General features: G+C 38.9%; 1 protein-coding gene. It reads left to right on the forward strand.

Features of this window, described 5'->3' with window-relative positions; all coding sequences use genetic code 11:
* On the forward strand, positions 1-938 hold a 938-nt coding region (locus ACFINC_RS09060), incomplete at both ends, for a DEAD/DEAH box helicase family protein (protein ID WP_375616994.1).

The following is a 938-nucleotide window of genomic DNA, read 5'->3' on the forward strand; positions in this document are numbered from 1 at the left end:
GTCCAGGCAAACGTGTTTTATTTTTGGTACCCTCCCTTGCTCTTATCTCTCAAACAATTCGTGAATGGACAGAAGATACAGAAGTGCCTTTGCGTTCCTTTGCTGTGTGTTCGGATACACAAGTGGGTAAGCGTCGTAAGAATAAAAATGATGATGAAGCTGGTCTCGATGCATCAGACCTTGTTTTACCGGCTACGACCGATGCCAAAGAGCTTGCGCGTAAAGCCAATAAAACTTCTCTTGATGTAATGACTGTGGTCTTTTCTACTTACCATTCAATCCAAGTGATTTCGGATGCACAAAAAAAGTATGATTTACCCGAATTTGATCTGATCATCTGTGATGAAGCACACCGTACCACTGGAGCTGTGTTAGGAACAGACAAGCGTGAATCTGAATTTATCAAGGTTCACGATAACAGTATCATTTTTGGCAAAAAACGTCTGTACATGACGGCAACCCCTAAGATCTTTACCGACAAGTTGAAAAAGAAGGCTGACGCATCTGATGCTGTTCTGGCGTCCATGGATGATGAAAAGCTCTATGGAAAAAATCTTTACACGTATACTTTTTCAAAAGCTCTAAAAGATAAACTTTTAACACCCTATAAAGTTATCGTCTTGGCTGTTGATGAAGCAATTATTAACGCAACGATTCAGAAACGCCTTAAAGATAAAAATTCCGAACTTATCCTTGATGATACAACCAAAATCATTGGCTGCTACAAAGCACTTTCCCAAATAGAAAAGAAAGAAGAAGATGGCATAAAACCTATGCGTCGTTCTCTGGCTTTTTGTAAAAATATCAAGACGTCTCAACTCGTTAGCGAACTATTCAATGACGCCATTGATGAATATCATAAATTTGTTCCCGAAAGTAAGACTTCTCTTATCTTTGATGTTAAGCACATTGATGGAACCTTTAATGGCAAAAATCGT

Source organism: Bartonella sp. AP58NXGY (assembly GCF_042195785.1).
Taxonomy (GTDB): Bacteria; Pseudomonadota; Alphaproteobacteria; order Rhizobiales; family Rhizobiaceae; genus Bartonella.